The sequence below is a fragment of the Herbiconiux sp. J20-20 genome (assembly GCF_057365085.1).
In genome coordinates this window covers 1,478,261-1,497,331 of record NZ_CP195122.1, presented here as the reverse complement: position 1 = coordinate 1,497,331, position 19,071 = coordinate 1,478,261, and the positions used below count along the sequence as shown (strand labels likewise).

16 protein-coding genes are annotated in these 19,071 nt (G+C 69.4%); 11 read left to right on the top strand and 5 right to left on the bottom strand.

Annotated features, from left to right (window positions below):
• Positions 1 to 28 precede the first annotated feature (28 nt).
• Complete coding sequence (locus ACR3ZA_RS07170) at positions 29 to 1,354, top strand: extracellular solute-binding protein (RefSeq protein ID WP_473661310.1); 1,326 nt, start codon at positions 29 to 31, stop codon at positions 1,352 to 1,354.
• Between the two features lie 70 nt (positions 1,355 to 1,424).
• A complete protein-coding gene (locus tag ACR3ZA_RS07165; protein ID WP_473661309.1) occupies positions 1,425 to 3,485 on the top strand; it encodes an alpha-galactosidase in 2,061 nt (686 codons plus the stop codon).
• Here the strand turns inward: ACR3ZA_RS07165 and ACR3ZA_RS07160 are convergent.
• The 3 genes from ACR3ZA_RS07160 to ACR3ZA_RS07150 are packed head-to-tail and all read right to left on the bottom strand — an operon-like array spanning position 3,466 to position 5,324.
• Entirely contained in the window at positions 3,466 to 4,440 is a 975-nt protein-coding gene (locus ACR3ZA_RS07160) for a pirin family protein (protein WP_473661308.1), read from the bottom strand. The two genes, ACR3ZA_RS07165 and ACR3ZA_RS07160, sit on opposite strands and share 20 nt — an antisense overlap.
• 45 nt (positions 4,441 to 4,485) lie before the next feature.
• Positions 4,486 to 4,713 (bottom strand): helix-turn-helix domain-containing protein, encoded by a 228-nt coding sequence (locus ACR3ZA_RS07155; protein ID WP_473661307.1) that lies wholly within the window; start codon positions 4,711 to 4,713, stop codon positions 4,486 to 4,488.
• Positions 4,713 to 5,324 (bottom strand): hypothetical protein, encoded by a 612-nt coding sequence (locus ACR3ZA_RS07150; protein WP_473661306.1) that lies wholly within the window; start codon positions 5,322 to 5,324, stop codon positions 4,713 to 4,715. Before ACR3ZA_RS07150 ends, ACR3ZA_RS07155 begins: the two co-directional genes overlap by 1 nt.
• Positions 5,325 to 5,492: 168 nt before the next feature.
• On the opposite strand from ACR3ZA_RS07150, the gene ACR3ZA_RS07145 reads away from it, so the two are divergent.
• From ACR3ZA_RS07145 to ACR3ZA_RS07135, 3 genes are all read left to right on the top strand, one after another.
• Positions 5,493 to 8,000, top strand: coding sequence for an AAA family ATPase (locus ACR3ZA_RS07145; protein ID WP_473661305.1), 2,508 nt, complete (start codon positions 5,493 to 5,495; stop codon positions 7,998 to 8,000).
• Between the two features lie 343 nt (positions 8,001 to 8,343).
• Positions 8,344 to 10,071, top strand: a complete 1,728-nt coding sequence (locus ACR3ZA_RS07140; protein ID WP_473661304.1) for an aminotransferase class V-fold PLP-dependent enzyme — start codon at positions 8,344 to 8,346, stop codon at positions 10,069 to 10,071.
• 37 nt (positions 10,072 to 10,108) lie between these two features.
• Positions 10,109 to 10,600, top strand: a complete 492-nt coding sequence (locus tag ACR3ZA_RS07135; RefSeq protein WP_473662295.1) for an amino-acid N-acetyltransferase — start codon at positions 10,109 to 10,111, stop codon at positions 10,598 to 10,600.
• 148 nt (positions 10,601 to 10,748) lie between these two features.
• On the opposite strand, the gene ACR3ZA_RS07130 is transcribed toward ACR3ZA_RS07135, so the two are convergent.
• Together ACR3ZA_RS07130 and ACR3ZA_RS07125 are read right to left on the bottom strand one after the other, a co-directional pair.
• Positions 10,749 to 11,024, bottom strand: coding sequence for an HPr family phosphocarrier protein (locus tag ACR3ZA_RS07130; RefSeq protein ID WP_473552306.1), 276 nt, complete (start codon positions 11,022 to 11,024; stop codon positions 10,749 to 10,751).
• A 22-nt stretch (positions 11,025 to 11,046) separates the two neighbouring features.
• Positions 11,047 to 11,835: a DeoR family transcriptional regulator gene (locus ACR3ZA_RS07125; RefSeq protein WP_473661303.1), complete on the bottom strand. Its 789-nt coding sequence runs from the start codon at positions 11,833 to 11,835 to the stop codon at positions 11,047 to 11,049.
• A gap of 147 nt (positions 11,836 to 11,982) precedes the next feature.
• Here ACR3ZA_RS07125 and ptsP point away from each other — a divergent pair, with 147 nt between their 5' ends.
• The 6 genes from ptsP to ACR3ZA_RS07095 all read left to right on the top strand — a co-directional run bounded on the left by ptsP (position 11,983) and on the right by ACR3ZA_RS07095 (position 18,967).
• On the top strand, positions 11,983 to 13,653 hold the full coding sequence (gene ptsP, locus ACR3ZA_RS07120) for a phosphoenolpyruvate--protein phosphotransferase (protein ID WP_473661302.1): 1,671 nt from the start codon (positions 11,983 to 11,985) through the stop codon (positions 13,651 to 13,653).
• Between the two features lie 53 nt (positions 13,654 to 13,706).
• Positions 13,707 to 15,227, top strand: coding sequence for a PTS transporter subunit EIIC (locus tag ACR3ZA_RS07115; RefSeq protein ID WP_473661301.1), 1,521 nt, complete (start codon positions 13,707 to 13,709; stop codon positions 15,225 to 15,227).
• A gap of 21 nt (positions 15,228 to 15,248) precedes the next feature.
• Complete coding sequence (locus ACR3ZA_RS07110; RefSeq protein WP_473661300.1) at positions 15,249 to 15,686, top strand: PTS sugar transporter subunit IIA; 438 nt, start codon at positions 15,249 to 15,251, stop codon at positions 15,684 to 15,686.
• Positions 15,683 to 16,834 (top strand): mannitol-1-phosphate 5-dehydrogenase, encoded by a 1,152-nt coding sequence (locus ACR3ZA_RS07105; RefSeq protein ID WP_473661299.1) that lies wholly within the window; start codon positions 15,683 to 15,685, stop codon positions 16,832 to 16,834. Before ACR3ZA_RS07110 ends, ACR3ZA_RS07105 begins: the two co-directional genes overlap by 4 nt.
• Before the next feature lie 249 nt (positions 16,835 to 17,083).
• A complete protein-coding gene (locus ACR3ZA_RS07100; RefSeq protein ID WP_473661298.1) occupies positions 17,084 to 18,331 on the top strand; it encodes a GAF domain-containing protein in 1,248 nt (415 codons plus the stop codon).
• A 9-nt stretch (positions 18,332 to 18,340) separates the two neighbouring features.
• The gene (locus ACR3ZA_RS07095) at positions 18,341 to 18,967 is read left to right on the top strand and encodes a hypothetical protein (RefSeq protein WP_473661297.1); all 627 of its coding nucleotides are present in this window, start codon (positions 18,341 to 18,343) and stop codon (positions 18,965 to 18,967) included.
• Positions 18,968 to 19,071: the final 104 nt, after the last annotated feature.

The following is a 19,071-nucleotide window of genomic DNA, read 5'->3' as shown; positions in this document are numbered from 1 at the left end:
ACCCACAACAGTCAGGAAGGAACACCACATGTCCCACCGCACTCGTGCCGTTGGAGGAGCGCTGCTGCTCGCTTCGACGCTCGCGCTCACGGCATGTTCGTCGGGCAGCACCGGAGGCAGTGACGCCACCGGTTGCGAGCCGGCTGGCGAAGATGTCACCCTCACCTTCACCACATGGCTCCCCGGCATGGAGGACGCCGTCGCGATCTGGAACGCCGAGAACCCCGACATCCAGGTCGAGGTGCAGACCGGGCCGAACGGCAACGGCGGCACCTACCAGAACTTCTTCAACCAGATCGAGGCGGGCAACGCGCCCGACCTGGGGCAGATCGAGTACGACGCGCTCCCGAACTTCCGCGTTCAGGATGGCGTGGTCAACATCGCCGACTGCGCCGGTGTGCTCGAGGCCGAAGACCAGTTCATCGACTGGACCTGGAGCCAGGTGACCTTCGGGGAGGAGAACGCGGTCTACGCGATCCCGCAGGACACCGGCCCCGAGGCGCTGTTCTACCGCGCCGACCTGTTCGAGGCGGCCGGCATCCCCGTTCCGACCACCTGGGATGAGTTCGCTGCCGCGGCCGCGCAGATCCGCGACGAAGGCGGCTACATCACCAACTTCTCGCAGAGCGACATCAACGCCTTCGCCGGCCTGGTCTGGCAGGCGGGCGGTCAGTGGTTCCAGAACGACGGAACCGAGTGGGAGGTCACGCTGGACTCCGCCGAGTCGACCATGGTCGCCGAGTACTGGCAGGGTCTGCTCGACGACGACCTCGTCGCCACGCTTCCTGCCTGGACCGACGAGTGGAACAACGGCTACAACTCGGGCGAGGTGTGGACCTGGGTCTCCGCCGTCTGGGGCGCCAACACGATCCTGAGCGGGGCTCCCGACACGGCCGGCAACTGGGCCGTCGCGCCGATGCCGCAGTGGGAGTCCGGTGCCGCCGCCGCGGGCAACTGGGGTGGCTCGTCCACCGCGGTGCTCACCGGCAGCGAGCACCCGTACGAGGCGGCGAAGTTCGCGCTCTGGCTGAACACCTCGGAGGAGGCGCTCACGAGCATGAACAAGACGGCGAACATCTACCCGGCCACGAAGACCGGCGGAGACCTGCCGGCCTTCTCGGAGGGGCTCGAGTTCTACGGCGGCCAGAACATCTACGACGTGTTCGCGGCGGCCGGTGCTCAGGTCAACCCCAACTTCACCTGGGGCCCGACCATGACCCAGACCTACACTGATGTGGCCGACGGCTTCTCGGCGGCGGTCTCGGGCTCCGGCACGCTCGTGGATGCGCTGACCGCGGGGCAGCAGAAGACGATCGACGCCATGAAGGCGGCGGCCATCCCGGTCAAAGAGTAGGTAGCGCATCAGCATCATCCATCTCCGCGCCGCGGGCACCAGCTTCGTGCTGGACGCCCGCGGCGCGGGCATGCCCGCGATCCTCCACTTCGGCGGCGACCTCGGCGCGCTGACCGAGCCGCAGTTGCTCGCGCTCGCCGAGGCGTCCGTGCGCGCGGTCTCTCCGAGCGCGGCGGACGATCCGATCCGTCTCGGTGTCGTCCCGCTGCTTGCCGACGGCTGGAGCGGGATCCCGGGTCTCGACGGTCGGCACGATCCGACCCCCGGCCAGGCGCTGCGGCGCCCCACGCTCCGACGGCATTCGATCGACGGCACCGCTGGCTCGGTGCGCGTGGTGCTCATCGATGACGCCGACCACGCCGCAGCGCTGCGCCTCGAGCTGCGCTACGAGCTCAGCGAGGCGGGGGTGCTCACGCTCGGCTCGCAGCTCACCAACCTCGGCGCCTCCGAGTTCGAGCTCTCGAGCCTCGCCGCGGTCATCCCGCTGCCGCCGAGTGCGCGCGAGCGCCTCGACTTCGCGGGGGCCTGGGCGGCTGAGCGCACGCCGCAGCGCGCTCGTATCGACGTCGGCACCTGGTTGCGCGAGTCCCGCCACGGGCGGGGCGGGCACGACGACGCGTTCCTCACCGTGGCGGGGACTCCGGGCTTCGGGTTCCGGCACGGCGAGGTGTGGGCCGCGCACCTGGCGTGGAGCGGCGACTCGCGCGTCTGGATCGACCGCTCGGCGCTCGGCATCACCGCGCTCGGCCTGGCCGAGCTGCTCGCGCCCGGCGAGGTGCGCCTCGCGCCGGGCGAGACCTACACCGCGCCGCAATCGCTGGTGGCATGGTCGGCGGACGGTCTCGACGGTGTGTCAGCCCGATTCCACCGCTGGTTCCGGGAGCTCCCGGCGCATCCGAGCACGCCGCGTCCGCTCACGCTCAACACGTGGGAGGCGGTCTACTTCGAGCATGATCTCGACCGGTTGATGGGCCTCGTCGATCTCGCCGCGGAGGTCGGGGTGGAGCGCTTCGTTCTCGACGACGGCTGGATGACCGGGCGCACCGACGACCGCCGCGCCCTGGGCGACTGGACCGTCGACCCCGACTCCTGGCCCGAGGGGCTCCACCCGCTCATCGCGCGCGTTCGCGGCGCGGGCATGCAGTTCGGTCTCTGGGTCGAGCCGGAGATGGTGTCGCTGGAGTCCCGGCTCGCACGCGAGCATCCCGAGTGGGTGCTGCGCGAGACCGCGCATCGCCTTCCGGTGTCGTGGCGGCACCAGTTCGTGCTCGACCTCGCTCAGGATGCGGCGCGCGAGCACGTGCGCGACGCGCTGTCGGCGCTGCTCGACGAGTACCCGATCGACTACCTCAAGTGGGACATGAACCGCGACCAGCTCGGCGGTTCGGTGCACCGACAGGTGCGGGCGACGTATCGGCTGATGGATGAGCTGCGCGAGCGCCATCCCGGAGTCGAGATCGAGTCGTGCTCCTCGGGCGGCGGGCGCATCGACGCCGGGGTGCTGGCGCGCACGCAGCGCGTCTGGCCCTCCGACACGAACGACGCGCACGACCGCCAGGCGATCATGCGGGCAACGAGTCTGCTCGTTCCGCCGGAGTACCTCGGTGCGCACGTGGGCTCGGCGCCCGCGCACGTCACGGGGCGGGCGCACTCGTTGGCCTTCCGGCTCGCCACCGCGCTGTTCGGACATGCCGGCATCGAGTGGGACCTCACGGCAACCGACACGGCCGAGCGGGCCGCCCTGTCGACGTGGGCGTCCGCCTATCGCGCGTTGCGCGGCCTCATCCACTCCGGTGCGGTGGTGCGCGGCGACGAACCCGATGGGGGCGAGACCGTGCTGGGGGTGGTGGCGCCCGACGCGCGCGACGCCGTGTTCTGGCTGAGCTCGCTCGAGCGCGCCGAGGCGTCGACGAGGGCGGCACGTCGACTGCCGGGGCTCGACCCGGCGCTCGAGTATCGGGTGGAGCCGGTCGACCTCGGGGCCGAGATCGCCTGGTACTGGGGTGACCCGCCCCCGTGGTGGGATGCCGGAGGTGTCACGCTTCCCGGCGCGGTGCTCGCCGAGCGCGGACTCGAACTGCCCATGCTGCGGCCCGACGAGACGGTGGTCGTCAGGATTCGCGCGGTCTGAGTCGCACGTTCGGCAGCTCGGGAGCCGGCAGCGCCGGGCCCGGGTAGCCATCGACGTGGCCGAAGAGGCCGTCCGGATCCGTGCCGTCGATCACCTCGCGGTGCCACTGCTCGCGAAAGGCGACCACCTCGTCGTGGGTGCGCCCGACGAAGTTCCACCACATCAGGATCGGCTCGTTCAGCGGTGCGCCGCCGAGCAGGATCGCACGCAGCGGCTCGGCCCCCGCGGTGATCGTGAGGGTGTCGGCTCCGCTCGGCGCAAAGCCGAGATGATGCCGTGCGATGGTGATGCCGCCGAGGGCGGCCGTGCCGGCATCCACCAGCAGACCGTGCTCGAAGGCGGGGTCGACGTCGAGCGTGACGCTGCCGCCGGCAGGCAGATCCAACTGCGCGCCGAGCAGCGGCGAGAAGGTGGTGACGGCCGAGCGGGAGCCGGCGAGCGTGCCGACGAACACGCGGAGCGTCGCCGCACCGACCGAGACCGGCGCGGGCGAGTCGTGCTCGAAGAACGGAGCGTGATGGCGATCGGCGTCGGGCAGCGCGACCCACAGCTGCACCCCGTGCAGGCCCGTCGCGCGCGCCGTCGACACCTCGGAGTGCTGGATGCCCGCCCCGGCCGTCATCAGGTTCACCTGGCCGGGCACGATCGTCGCGACGCTGCCGACCGAGTCGCGGTGCTCGATCTCGCCCTCGAACAGCCAGCTCACCGTCTGCAGGCCGGTGTGCGGGTGCGGCGGCACGTCCATGACGGCGGCGTGATCGAGCGGATGCGGTCCGTAGTGATCCGCGAAGCACCACGCCCCGATGAGCGAGCGGTGCTTCTGCGGCAGGGTGCGTCGCACCGTGATCGCGCGCGGCCCGCCGAGGGGAACTTCGCGCGGTTCGAGCACCTCGATCGCCGTCGCCGGTTCGGCGTCGCACACGAGCTCGGCCGGGTCGGCCTCCAGATTGCTCATGTGAGGGATGCTAGTGCGAGCGTCGGCGCTCCTGCTGGTCGCGCGTCACCGCACGACGAGCAGGTCGCCGACTTCGCACTCGAGGGCCTCGCAGATCGCGGTGAGGGTCGAGAAGCGGATCGCGCGGGCGCGGTCGTTCTTCAGCACCGAGAGGTTCACGAGGCTCACCCCCACCAGCTCGCTCAGCCGAGTGAGGGTCAGTCCGCGCTCGTCCAGCAGCTCGTCGAGTCGGCAGTGGATGCGCCCGGCGTCGTCGTCTTCGGCGGCGGCCATCAGATGAGTCCTTCGTTCTCACGCTGCAGGCGCTCGCCGATCTGGAACGCGGCGCCGATCGCACCGAGCGCGAGCACGGCGAACAACGGCGCCCAGTCGGCCTCGAAGATCACGCCGTCGTAGCTGTAGTCGCTGATCGCCGACAGAGTTCCGTTGACGGTCATGTTGCTGAGGATCGACCCGAGGAACCAGCCGACGAGCAGCACCACCGTTCCCGCCAGGATGATGCGGACGTTGCGACGGGTGAACGCGCGTCCTCGCGCGAGGTTCCAGCAGAGCAGGCACAGCAGCACGATGCCGGCGAGGATCGCGATCCCCGTGACGAGCGGCTGCGCGATCAGCGCGAACTGGGTCGCCGGGGCGAGCTCGGAGGCGGTCAGCACGGCCTGGTCGACGCTCACGGTGACCAGCGCGCCATCCGGTCCGATGGGCAGCTGGGCGGTTTCGTCGAGGAACGGCACCAGCACGGGCACGTCGCGTCCGGGGATGACCTCCACCAGCCGCGCGATCATGCCCCAGATCACGCCGACCGCCGCGATGGCGCCGAGAGCGATGGTGATGTACAGGGCGATCCGGTCGGATCGGCTCAGCGATGTGGGCGAGGCGTTCATGGTTCTCCTTATCGATCATCGATATTATCGTTCTTCGATAAGTTAGATCAGGGTGCCAGAAAGCGCAAGCCTCACGCCCACGGCGAACACGGGACTATTCGCCAATCCCCGTCGTTACTCTCGATGTATCGGCGCGGCCCTCGCACCCCGTGCCAGATGGAGATCGAGATGTTCGAGCGCTTTACCGACCGGGCCCGCCGGGTCGTCGTCCTCGCCCAAGAAGAGGCGAAGATGCTCAACCACAACTACATCGGCACCGAGCACATCCTGCTCGGCCTCATTCACGAGGGCGAAGGCGTTGCCGCCAAGGCCCTTGAGGAGCTCGGCATCTCGCTCGATGCCGTGCGCGAGCAGGTGCAGGACATCATCGGCCAGGGTCAGCAGCAGCCGACCGGGCACATCCCCTTCACCCCGCGCGCCAAGAAGGTGCTCGAGCTGAGCCTGCGCGAGGCGCTGCAGCTCGGCCACTCCTACATCGGCACCGAGCACATCCTGCTTGGCCTCATCCGCGAAGGCGAAGGCGTTGCGGCGCAGGTGCTCGTCAAGCTGGGTGCCGACCTGAACCGGGTGCGCCAGCAGGTCATCCAGCTGCTCTCCGGCTACCAGGGCAAGGAGCAGGTCGCCGTCGGCGGCAACGACCAGGCGCCCGACAAGGGCAGCCAGATCCTCGACCAGTTCGGCCGCAACCTCACGCAGGCCGCGCGCGACGGCAAGCTCGACCCGGTCATCGGGCGCGAGAAGGAGATGGAGCGGGTCATGCAGATCCTCTCCCGTCGCAGCAAGAACAACCCGGTGCTGATCGGTGAGCCCGGCGTCGGCAAGACGGCCGTCGTCGAAGGCCTCGCCCAGGCGATCGTGCGCGGCGACGTGCCCGAGACCCTCAAGGACAAGCAGCTCTACACGCTCGACCTCGGCTCGCTCATCGCCGGCAGCCGCTACCGCGGTGACTTCGAAGAGCGCCTCAAGAAGGTGACGAAGGAGATCCGCACCCGCGGCGACATCATCACCTTCATCGACGAGATCCACACACTGGTGGGAGCGGGTGCCGCCGAGGGCGCAATAGACGCCGCCTCGATCCTGAAGCCGCTGCTCGCCCGCGGCGAGCTGCAGACCATCGGCGCGACCACGCTGGATGAGTACCGCAAGCACTTCGAGAAGGATGCGGCCCTCGAGCGCCGCTTCCAGCCGGTGCAGGTGCACGAGCCCAACCTGCCGCACACCATCAACATCCTGAAGGGGCTGCGCGACAAGTACGAGGCCTTCCACAAGGTCTCGATCACCGATGGCGCGATCGTCGCCGCGGCGAACCTCGCCGACCGCTACGTCTCCGACCGCTTCCTTCCCGACAAGGCGATCGACCTGATCGACGAGGCGGGCGCGCGCCTGCGGCTGTCGATCCTGTCGGCCCCGCCGGAGCTGCGCGAGTTCGACGAGAAGATCGCCCTGGTGCGTCGCGAGAAGGAGACCGCGATCGAGGACCAGGACTTCGAGGCCGCTGCCAGCAAGCGCGACGAGGAGAAGAAGCTCCTCGGCGAGCGGCTGCGACTCGAGAAGCAGTGGCGCGCGGGAGATGTCGCCGCATCCGGAACCGTGGATGAGGGCGTCATCGCCGAGGTGCTCGCCAACGCCACCGGCATCCCCGTCTTCAAGCTCACCGAAGAGGAGAGCTCGCGCCTGATCTTTATGGAGAAGGCTCTGCACGAGCGCGTCATCGGTCAGGAAGAGGCCATCTCGGTGCTCGCCAAGACCATCCGCCGCACCCGTGCCGGACTCAAGGACCCGAAGCGTCCCTCGGGCTCGTTCATCTTCGCCGGCCCGACCGGCGTGGGTAAGACCGAGCTCGCCAAGGCGCTCGCCGAGTTCCTGTTCGACGACGAAGACGCGCTGATCTCGCTCGACATGAGCGAGTACGGCGAGAAGCACACCGTCTCGCGGCTGTTCGGTGCCCCTCCCGGGTTCGTCGGCTTCGAGGAGGGCGGCCAGCTCACCGAGAAGGTGCGCCGCAAGCCGTTCAGCGTGGTGCTGTTCGACGAGATCGAGAAGGCGCACCCGGACATCTTCAACTCGCTCCTCCAGATCCTGGAAGAGGGACGTCTGACGGATGGTCAGGGTCGCGTCGTCGACTTCAAGAACACGGTGATCATCATGACCACCAACCTCGGAACGAAGGACATCACGGGAGGCCCCGTCGGCTTCACCCTCGAGGGCAACGTCGAGAACTCGTACCGTGCCATGCGCGGCAAGGTCGTCGAGGAGCTCAAGAAGCACTTCAAGCCCGAGTTCCTCAACCGCGTCGACGAGACGATCGTATTCCCGCAGCTCTCGCAGGACGAGCTGCTGCAGATCGTGGGCCTCTTCGTCAAGCGTCTGAGCGAGCGTCTGCTCGACCGCGACATGACGATCGAGGTCGGCGAGGCTGCGCGCAAGCGTCTGATCGAGATCGGCTGGGACCCGACCCTGGGTGCTCGACCGCTGCGCCGCGCGGTGCAGCAGGAGATCGAGGATCGCCTGTCGGAGGAGATCCTGCACGGGCGCCTCAACGCGGGCGACCACGTGAAGGTCGACTTCACGCCGGGCACCGGCGCCGAGGACGGCGGCGGCGAGTTCACCTTCGAGACCGCGCGTCAGCCCGGTCGCGAAGAGCTCGACGAGAAGGTCCCCGCGATCACCGACTAGGACTCAGCACAGGGCCCGCGTCACGCCGTTCGGCGGAGCGCGGGCCTTGCGCGTGACTCCCGACGGGAGCGAGTGCCGCACGCGGCACGCGCTCCCGTCTTTTCGTACGCGCCCGCGCATCCGCCGCCCGCGCAGCCGCGCAGCCGCCCCGCACCGCGTGACCCGCGCGCCCACCGCGTGCCGCGCGCCTCACTCGATTGCGCGCGGGATGCATCCCCGCCGCACCCGCACCGCGAGCCCACCCGCACCGCGTGACCCGCGCGCCCACCGCGTGCCGCGCGCGATACTCCCCAGCGCGCGGGATGCATCCCCGCCGCAACACCACAGGGGGTAGCTTGTGGGGGTGGAGGCGTGTTCGATTCCGGCGCCGGATCCGGGGCTCCCGGATCCGCCGATCCTCGCGCGCATCCGCGAGTCCGTCATCGGCGACGACCAGCTGATGCACGGCCCGTTCGGCCCGCGCCGCGTGACCTACGCCGACTACACCGCGAGCGGGCGCAGCCTCGGATTCATCGAGGACTTCATCCGCGACGAGGTGATGCCGCGCTACGCCAACACCCACACCGAGTCGAGCGGCACCGGCCTGCAGACCACGCGCCTGCGCGAAGACGCGCGCGCCGAGATCCACGCGGCCGTCGGCGGCGACGACGACACCGCGGTCATCTTCGCGGGCAGCGGCTGCACGGGCGCGATCGACAAGCTCATCGGAATCCTCGAGCTTCGCCTGCCCGCCGACCTCGACGAGCGCTACGGGATGCGCGACCTGATCCCCGCACACGAGCGCCCGGTCGTCTTCGTCGGCCCCTTCGAGCACCACTCCAACGAACTGCCCTGGCGTGAGTCGATCGCCGACGTCGTGACGATCCACGAGGATGCCGACGGCCACGTCGACCTCGACCACCTCGCCGCCGAGCTGGAGCGCTTCGCCGACCGTCCCCTCAAGATCGGCTCGTTCAGCGCGGCGAGCAACGTCACCGGGGTGCTCACCGAGACGCACACGATCACGCGCCTGCTGCACGCGCACGGCGCGCTCGCCTTCTGGGATTTCGCGGCCGCCGCCCCTTACGTCGACATCGAGATGAACCCGCGCGACGGCGACCCGGCCGCCCGCAAGGACGCGATCTTCCTTTCACCGCACAAGTTCATCGGCGGCCCCGGCACGCCCGGCGTGCTCATCGTGAGTCGCCGCCTGCTGACCAACAGTGTGCCGACCGTCGTCGGCGGCGGGACCGTCATGTACGTGAACCCGGAGGGCCACCGCTACCTGGATGACGTCACCCATCGCGAGGAGGCCGGCACCCCCGCGATCCTTGAGTCGATCCGCGCGGGACTCGTCTTCGGGCTCAAGCGCGAGGTCGGCGTCGACGTCATCGCGGCGCGCGAGCGCGACTTCCTCAGTCGGGCGATCTCGGTGTGGCAGCGGCATCCGCAGATCCAGGTGCTCGGCTCGCCGACCGCCGAGCGTCTCTCGATCGTGTCGTTCGTGGTGCGCCGGCCCGACGGGCGCTACCTGCACCACAACGCGGTCGTCGCGATCCTGAACGACCTGTTCGGAATCCAGGGCCGAGGCGGCTGCTCGTGCGCGGGGCCGTACGGGCATCGCCTGCTGGGCATCGACCTGGAGCGCTCGCACGCCTTCGAACGCGAGATCGCCCGCGGATGCGAAGGCATCAAACCCGGGTGGGTGCGCGTGAACTTCAACTACTTCCTCGAGGAGGAGGTCTTCCGCTACATCGTCGAGGCGATCACGCTGGTCGCCGATCACGGGCACAAGCTCCTGCCGCGCTACCGCTTCGACGCCGCGACCGGGCTGTGGCGGCATCGCGACGGCGCGGTCGAACCGCCGCTGCGCCTCTCGATGCTCCGCTACGACGAGCAGGGCGTGCTGCGCTACCCGCACAACGTCGACCGCGCGCCGGTGTCGGTGCTCGCCGAGCACATCGCCGAAGCGCGGGCGCTGTTCGAGAGCCTGCCGGGCGAACCGGAACGGGCCACGCGCGAGAGCCTCGGCGACGACTTCGAGGAGCTGCTCTGGTTCGAGCTCCCGGCGGAGTCCGTCTCGAGCGGGTGAACTCCGCGGCGCAGTAGAGTCGGGCGTTGTGAACGACATGCTGGTGCGACGCGCGCGAACGGCCGATGTGCCCGCGATCGACGCCCTGATCGCGCCGCTGGTGGAGAAGCGGATCCTGCTCGGCAAGGATCGCGTCGTGTTCTACGAGGCGGTGCAGGAGTTCCGGGTTGCCGAGGTCGATGGCCAGCTGGTGGGCTGCGGCGCCCTGCACGTCATGTGGGAGGACCTGGGTGAGGTGCGCACGCTCGCCGTCGATGACGCGTGGCGGCACCGCCGCGTCGGGCATGCCCTGCTTGACCAGTTGGAGACGGATGCGCGCGAGCTCGGCCTCTCGAGACTGTTCTGCCTCACCTTCGAGACCGAGTTCTTCGGGCGGCACGGCTTCGAGGAGATCTCTGAGGGGATCGTGTCTCCGGATGTCTACGCCGAGCTGGTGCGCTCACCCGATGAGGGCGTGGCGGAGTTCCTCGACCTGGCGCGGGTGAAGCCGAACACGCTGGGCAATACCCGGATGCTCAAGCGGTTGTAGGGCCTGGGTTTCGATACACCGCTTCGCGGCACTCAACCCGCTGTGCGGTTTCGATACGCCGCTTTGCGGCACTCGACCCGCTGCGCGCGGGGTTTCGATACGCCGCGTGGCGGCTCCTCAACCCGCTGGTGCGGCGGGTCGACCCGGGCTAGTCGGCGTCGAGCTCGCTCGCGACGAGCGCGGCGAAGCTCTCGGCGACCGCCTCGGCGTCGTCGCCCTCGACGGTGATCGTGACCTCGTCGCCGTGGTTCACGCCCATCGCCAGGAGGGTCAGGATGCTCGCCGCGTTCGCCTTCTTGCCCGCGGGCGTGGTGAGCGTGATGGTGTGTCCGCTCTCGCCGGCGGCCTTCGCGAGCGCGGAGGCGGGGCGGGCGTGCAGGCCGACGCTGGAGCCGAACTCGACGGTGCGCTGCGCTTCTGACATGGGTTCTCCTTGCGATTCGGAACTAGGCGGTACGGGATTCGGCCTGCAGGGCCGCACGGATGACGTCGGTGCCGGCGGCTTCGACCTCGGCGACGAGTTCGAGGTTGACGCCTTCGTCGGTGATGATCGTGTCGACGGCCGCGAGCGGCGCGATGCGGCTGAACTCCTCGCGTCCGAACTTGCGGTGGTCGGCGAGCACGACGGTGCGCCGCGCGGCGCGGATCATCGCCGACTTCACGGCCGATTCGGCGAGGTTGCTGGTGGTGAGGCCGCGTTCGGGGGTGATGCCATTGACGCTCAGGAACGCGACGTCGACGGCGACCATGCCGATCATCTGGTGCGTCCAGGTGCCGACGGCCGAGAGCGAGTCGCCGCGGAGCATGCCGCCCAGGAAGTGGAGTTCGACGTCGCGGCGATCGGTCAGGGCCATCGCGACGGGGAGCGAGTGGGTCACGACGGTCAGTCGACGATCGCGCGGCAGGATCTCGGCGAGGCGGATGGTGGTCGTGCCCGCGTCGATGAGGATCGATCCGGAGTCGGGAACCTCGGCAAGGGCCGCGTACGCAATCGCCGTCTTCTCGGCGGCCTGAACGGTCTCGCGCTCCGGCACCGTGTGGCTCAGGCTGGCCCGTTCGATGGGAACGGCGCCGCCGTGCGCGCGGCGCACGAGTCCGCGCCGTTCGAGGCTGGTGAGGTCGCGGCGGATGGTCTCCGGTGTCACCTGCAGCTGCTCGGCGAGGTCGCGCACATCAACGCGTCCTCGACTCTGTGCGAGTTCGAGGATCGCCTGGTGCCGCTCCGGTGCATACATCGGGTTCACTTTCTCACGGCGCCCGTCCCAACACAAACAAAAGTTTGATTTTCTGCTTTTCTTTTTGGAATTGTTTGTTTGAGCCGAGCAATCCGTGTAATGTCACCGGAAAGGCCCCCACCGCCCGGATCGATGAAGGAGTCATCCATGCCAGAACTGCACGGCATCGGCATTGGTCGGCGCGTGGCCGTCGGCCCCGTCCTGCGCATGGCCGCCCCGCTCGAGGCTCCGACCTCAGAGCCGCTTGAGGGCGACGCCGCGGACGCGATCGCCGCCGTCGATGCAGCTGTGGCGAAGGTGGCCGACGACCTGGTGTTCCGCGGCTCCGTCGCAGGCGGCGATGCGCGCGACGTGCTCGAGGCGCAGGCCCTGATGGCGAAGGACCCGGCGCTGCGCGACCTGGTCGTTGCCCGCATTGAGTCCGGCACCAACGCCGAGCGTGCGGTCTTTGAGGCCTTCGACGAGTTCAAGCAGATGCTCATCGGCCTCGGCGGCTACCTGGGCGAGCGCGCCGCCGACCTCGGCGACGTCGCCCAGCGGATCATCGCGGGACTTCGCGGTGTGGCAGCCCCCGGCGTTCCCGAGTCGACGACGCCCTACATCTTGGTGGCCGAAGACCTCGCGCCCGCCGACACCGTGCTGCTCGATCTCGACATCGTGCTCGGCCTGATCACCCGCGAAGGCGGACCGACCTCGCACACCGCGATCCTCGCCCGGGCGCGCTCGATCCCGGCGATCGTCGGCGTCACGGGGGCCGAGGCCCTCACCGACGGGCAGCAGGTCGTGCTCGATGCCGCCGCGGGCATCGTCACCGTGGAGCCGGATCCGGAGACCTTGGATACGGCGGCGATTCGCATTCGGGAGCTCGCGGCGCTCGCGACGGCGCCGATCACCCCCGGGGCGCTCGCCGACGGCACTCCCGTGCCGCTGCTGGCCAACCTCGGCTCGTCGAAGGATGCCGCGGCCGCGGTCGAGCTCGGCGCTGAGGGCGTCGGCCTGTTCCGCACTGAGTTCCTCTTCCTCGACTCGACCGAGCGTCCCAGCGTCGAAACCCAGACCGAGCAGTACCGCGACATGCTGAGCCACTTCCGCGGCAAGAAGGTCGTCGTGCGCTGCCTGGATGCGGGCGCCGACAAGCCGCTGCCGTACCTGACTGCCGACAACGAGGAGAACCCCGCCCTCGGCCTCCGCGGTCTGCGCGCCCTGCGCGAGCACGAGGAGATCCTGCGCGATCAGCTCACGGCGCTCGTGAACGCTGAGGCGGCCGTGGCCGCCGACGGCGAGGCCGCCGATCTCTGGGTCATGGCGCCGATGGTTGCCGACGCCGAGGAGACGGAGTACTTCGTCGCGCTCGCGCGCGAGTTGGGGCTCATGACGGTCGGCGTCATGGCCGAGGTTCCGTCGCTCGCGCTCCAGGCCGACTCGGTGCTCGCGGAGTGCGACTTCGTCAGCATCGGAACGAACGATCTGACTCAGTACACGATGGCTGCCGACCGCATGCTCGGCAGCGTCGCCCACTACCAGGACCCCTGGCACCCTGCGGTGCTCCGGCTGGTGAAGATGCTCGCCGACGCGGGCGTCGCTGCCGGCCGTCCCGTCGGCGTGTGCGGCGAGGCCGCCGCCGACCCGCAGCTCGCCGTCGTCCTCGTCGGGCTCGGTGTCACGAGCCTGTCCATGACTCCCGCCGCCCTCGCCGAGGTGCGTGCGGAGCTTGCGCTGCGCACTTCCGAAGATGCGCGGCGCTTGGCGGAGGCGGCCCTGGCCGCCCCGAGTGCCGCAGCGGCTCGCGCCGCTGCCACGGTCGTTTCGGCGACCTGAAAGAGACCCATCCCCTCGAGTTAGCCACCACCCAATACAAGGAGAGACCCACCATGACAACGACGTCAGCAGCACCTGCCGCCACCGGCGGCGGTGCACGAGTGCGCGTGCAGCGTTTCGGCACGTTCCTCTCGGGCATGATCATGCCCAACATCGCGGCCTTCATCGCCTGGGGCCTCATCACCGCCATGTTCATCCCCACCGGATGGTTCGGCGCCGAAGGCCCCGTTGAGGCCTGGCGCTGGGGCGGCTCCGTCATGTTCGGTGGTGGCGAGGGTGCAGATGGCACGGTCTACAGCGGCCTCGTCGGTCCGATGATCGTCTACATGCTGCCGCTGCTGATCGCCTACACCGGCGGAAAGATGGTCTACGGCACGCGCGGTGGTGTCATCGGCGCGGTCGTCGCGATGGGTGTCATTCTCGGCGCCGAAGGCACCGTGATGTTCCTCGGTGCGATGATCGTCGGACCGCTGTCGGCCCTCATCCTGAAGCAGGTCGACAAGATCTGGGACGGCAAGGTCAAGCCCGGCTTCGAGATGTTGATCGACAACTTCGCGTCCGGAATCCTCGGATTCCTGCTCGCACTTGCCGCGTTCCTCGGCCTGGCGCCGATCGTCAAGTGGTTCGCCGAGCTCCTCGGCGGTGCGGTCGGCTGGCTGATCGACACCGGACTCATCCCGCTCGCCTCGATCATCGTCGAGCCGGCGAAGGTGCTGTTCCTGAACAACGCCATCAACCACGGTGTGTTCACCCCGCTGGGTGTCGAGCAGGTCACCGAGCAGGGCAAGAGCCTGCTGTTCCTGGTCGAGGCGAACCCCGGCCCGGGTGCCGGTCTGCTGCTGGCGATCACGCTGTTCGGTGTCGGCGCCGCGCGTGCCACCGCACCGGGTGCGTTCATCATCCAGTTCCTGGGTGGAATCCACGAGGTGTACTTCCCGTACGTGCTGGCCAAGCCGATGCTCATCCTCGCGATGATCGCCGGTGGTGCCACGGGCGTGCTCACCAACGTGATCTTCCAGTCCGGTCTTCGCGCTCCGGCGTCGCCCGGGTCGATCTTCGCGGTGCTGATCCAGACCGAGCCTGGCAGCTATGTCGGCGTGATCCTCTCGGTCATCCTGTCGGCGAGCGTCACCTTCGTGGTGGCGATGCTGATCCTGCTGGCGAGCCGCAAGCGCGACCTCGCCAACGAGGACGAGGCGTTCAGTGCGGCGATCGCGCAGACGGAAGCCAACAAGGGCAAGAAGTCCGACGTGCTGAGCGGTCTGACCGCGAAGAGCGGCGGGGTTCACAACGTCGTGTTCGCGTGCGACGCTGGCATGGGATCGAGCGCCATGGGTGCCTCGGTTCTGCGTCAGAAGCTCAAGAAGGCGGGCGTCGAGAACGTCACGGTCACCAACAAGGCGATCGCGAACCTCGACGGCACGGAGGATCTGATCATCACGCAGGCAGAACTCACCGACCGTGCGAAGCACGTCAACCCGTCGGCCGTGCACGTTTCGGTTGACAACTTCATGAACAGCCCGAAGTACGACGAAGTTGCTGAGATGCTCAGCAACAAGCCGGTTTCGAGCTAGGCACACCGAGAAAGGTTCCCCATGTCACGTCAGATCCTGTCGATCGACCAGATTCGCACCGAGGGCAAGGCCACCACCAAGCTCGAGGCGATCCGGGAGGCGCACGAGATCCTTGCGGGAGTCGGCGCGGTCAGCGCTGCCTACCTGCCCGCGATGATCGAGCGCGAGAAGACAGTGTCGACGTACATGGGGAACCTTCTCGCCATTCCCCACGGCACCAACGAGGCGAAGGACGAGATCCTCGAATCCGCGCTGTCGTTCGTGCGCTACGCCGAGCCGATCGACTGGGACGGCAACCCCGTCCGGTTCGTCGTCGGCGTGGCGGGCAAGGGCAACGAGCACCTCGACATCCTCGGTCGCATCGCGATCGTGTTCTCGGACGAGGACGAGGTGACGGCGCTGGAGAACGCGGCGTCGCCCGCCGAGGTGATGGACATCCTCTCTGAGGTCAACGCGTGACCAGCGGCACCGCCGTCCACTTCGGGGCCGGCAACATCGGTCGCGGCTTCGTGGGGCTGCTGCTCCACGAGGCCGGCTTCCGGCTGGTCTTCGCCGACGTCGCCAGCGAGCTCATCGCGAGTATCAATGCGGCGGGGTCCTATCGCGTGCTCGAGGTCGGGCCGGGCGCACGCGACCACGACGTGACCGGCGTCTCGGGCATCGACAGTGGCGCGGATGCCGAGGCGCTGTTCGACGAGATCTCGCGCGCGACGGTCGTCACCACCGCCGTCGGCCCCAACATCCTGCGCTTCGTCGCTCCCGCGATCGCCGAGGGCATCGCGCGTCGCGCCGACGACGCCCCACCGCTTGTCGTGATGGCGTGCGAGAACGCCATCAACGCGACCGACCGGCTGCGCGAGGAGATCGTCGCGGCCCGCCCGGACGTCGCCCTCGACGGCCGTGCCGTCTTCGCCAACACGGCGGTCGACCGCATCGTGCCCGGACAGCCCGAGGGGCAGGGTCTCGACGTCACCGTCGAGGCGTACTGCGAGTGGGTCATCGAGCAGCCGCCGCTGGCGGGGGCCGACCTCGACATCCCCGGCGCCACCTTCGTCGACGAGCTCGGGCCGTACATCGAGCGCAAGCTCTTCACCGTCAACACCGGCCACGCCACGATCGCCTACCACGGCGCGCAGGCGGGGGCCGAGACGATCGCCGAGGCGATCGCCCTCCCGGCCGTCGAGTCCGAGGTTCGGGCGGTGCTCGGCGAGACCGCCGCACTGCTCGTCGCCAAGCACGGCATCGACGCCGAGGTACAGGCCGCCTACGTCGACAAGAACGTGGTGCGCTTCACCAACCCGCACCTGCCCGACACGGTGCTGCGCGTCGGCCGCGAGCCGCTGCGCAAGCTCTCGCGGCACGAGCGCTTCATCGGCCCAGCGGCCGAGATCGCCGAGAACGGCGGCGAGCCCGCCGCGCTGGTGCGCGCCATCGGGGCGGCCCTCGCGTTCCGCTCCGACGACGACCCGCAGGCGGTCGAGCTCGCGCAGCGCCTCGACGCGGTGGCCTCCGGGAGCGAGACGCCGGAGGCGTTCGTCGAGAGCGTTACCGGCATCGGCGACAGGCATCCGCTCTTCCCCGCGCTCGTCGCGCTGGTTCGCGCGTAGCTCCGCGGACCGCCGCGGCCGCGGTGTGCTGTGCGGCACTGTTCGTCGACGCGCTCGCGGGTGCGGCGCAAGCTCGGGTGCTCGGTGTTCCTGCTCGCCGGATGCCGGGATGACGCATCACGGTCGACGTCGCGAGCGGCACTCGAAGTCGAGCATCCCTTTCGGGCCTCCCGCGTAAAATCGAACAAGCAGGGGGTCGAGATCGCGAGGGGCGGTTCGGGATCTCGACCACCAAGGGGATGAATTGCCGTGAAGATCGATCCGTGGACCGCGTTGCGCGGGCCCTTGTGGGCGTGGGCGCAGTGGCGCGCGCAGAGCCTCGTCGATGTCCCGCGGCCGCGAGATTCGCCGCGCGCACACACTCCGGGACCCGACGCCGTCGACGTGCTGATGGTCGGCTCCGGCGCCGCGAGCGGCTGGGGCGTGCTGACGCACGAGCTCGGGCTGATCGGCGCATTCTGCCGCGCCGTCGCGCAACGCCGACAGGGCGGCGTCACCGTCGCGGGAGTCGTCAACCCGTCGATGCGGATGCGCGACGCGACGGCAGTGCTGCAGGAGCAGGCGCTCGATGCCTTCGAGATCGTGTGCCTCGTGCTCGGAGTCAACGACGTTCTGGCGGTGACGTCGCGCGCGGCCTGGACCCGCGAGCTCGCCCGGGCGCTCGACGAGATCGACCGCCGCCGCGCCGACGACACGCAGGTGCTGGTGGCCGGCATCCAGCCGATTCAGGCCATCCCCGCCTTCGCCGGCCGAGTGGGCCGTCTCATCGAGCGTCGGGCACGGCAGCTGAACGAGCTCACGCGCGCGGAATGCGAGCGCCGACCCGGTGTTGCCTTCGTCGAGCTGCCGCCGACCCCGGGTGATATCGAGAACGTGTACGGCGACTCGGCTCGCTACGCGTTCTGGGCCGAGGTGCTGGCCGGGCACGTCGCGCATCGCGTGCTCACGTCCGCGCCGGTTCGCGAGCGGCGGGTGCACCCCGACCAGCGCGCGCAGGCGCTCGAGCGGGTCGGAATCGCCGGCAGCGATCCTGAGGAGCGCTTCGACCGGATCGTCCGCGCCGCCCGTTCGGTGTTCCAGACCTCCCACGCGGCCTTCACCGTGGTCGGAGTCGACCGTCAGTGGTACAAGTCGCTCGCCGGTTCGGAGCTCGACGCGAACAGCCTCGAGGACTCGTTCTGCTACCGCCTGGTCGAAGACGGCGGCCCGCTCATCGTTCCGGATGCGTCGTCTGATCCGCGCTTCGCGAGCAACGCCTTCGTTGTCGGGAGCCTGGGGCTGCGGTTCTACGCGGGGTACCCGGTGCGGGCCTCGTCCGGTGAGCCGATCGGCGCGGTCTGCGTCTTCGACTCGACGCCGCGAGACACCGAGACGATCGATGTGGCGAGCCTTCGGGAGTTCGCGCTCATGGTCGAGGCCGAGATCGCCGACCACCGCCTCGCGTCGGTTTCCGGCCGTCCCGCGCGGCACACGGAGTGGCCGCGGCGACGGCGTTAACCTGTCCGCATGTCGACGCTCCGTCATCCGGTCGGCCCGCAGCCGCCTTCGGTGTACTGGCGACGGCGCGCGGTCCTCGGACTCGGCCTGCTCGCCGTCATCGTGGTCGTCGTGCTGATCTTCGTCCGTCCGGGCGCGGGGGAGCCCGCCAGCAGCCCGGCTCCGACCGACACGAGTGCGCCCGCGGCCACGGACGCGGCGACCGCCGACCCGTCGGCTGACCCGAGCGAGATCGCGGCGTGCGATCCGTCGATGGTGCGGTTGACGGCGATCACCGACGCATCCAGCTACGGCAACTCCGAGCAGCCGATGCTCTCGATGGAGATCGAGAACGTGGGCGCCGCGGCGTGCAGCTTCGACGTCGGCACCGGTGCGCAGGAGTATGTGATCACGAGCGGCAGCGAGCAGATCTGGACCTCGGCGGACTGCCAGGAGGATCCGACCGAGTCGGTCATCGCGCTCCAGCCGTCGGAGACGCTCGCGACGACGCCGTTCGCGTGGGACCGCACGCGGTCATCGGCGGACACCTGCTCGGGCACGCGCCCGGAGGTCATCGCCGGCGGTGCGAGCTACCACCTCACCGTGAAGCTCGGCGAGGCCGAGTCGGCCGAGACGAAGCAGTTCCTCCTCAACTAGCGGGGTCTCGATACGCCGACGGCGTCGGCTACTCGACCGGCAGGAACCTGAGCGGGTTGAGTAGGCGCTTCGCGCCGTATCGAAACCGCGTCGCCGCGCGGGGT